The 358-nt window shown below is 85.2% G+C and carries 1 pseudogene; it reads left to right on the top strand.

What is annotated here, in order from left to right:
• Positions 1-118: 118 nt before the first annotated feature.
• Positions 119-358 (top strand): annotated as a pseudogene (locus tag KVT14_RS20145) (hypothetical protein); the annotation flags it as partial.

Below are 358 nucleotides of genomic sequence, written 5' to 3'. Positions count from 1 at the left end.
GGCCACCGCCGTCCCGGGGCGGGCCCCGGACACGCCCGCGACGCCCGGCAGCGGCCGGGCCGCTGCCGCTGCCGCGCCCCGGTCCGGTCCGCGCGACGACGCGACCACGACTCTGCCGGTGACGCCGGCCGCCCCGGCGGACGCCGCTGGTGCGTCGTCGACCCCGGCCGCCCCGCCCGCCGCGGACGACGACGCCGACGCCCGCCCGGCCAGGGCCGGTCGCGCACTCGCCGACCGCCTGCCGTGGCGCCGAGGCCGCTCCGGGGCGAGCGAGCCGGATCCCTCGGGGCCGGACGACGCCACGACGTCGCCGGCGCGCCCCGCGCCGACCGGCTCCGGACCCGCCGCGGGCTCGTCC

The sequence above is a fragment of the Cellulomonas sp. GbtcB1 genome (assembly GCF_019091725.1).
Lineage (GTDB): Bacteria > Actinomycetota > Actinomycetes > Actinomycetales > Cellulomonadaceae > Cellulomonas.
This window is presented reverse-complemented; position numbering and strand designations above follow the sequence as displayed.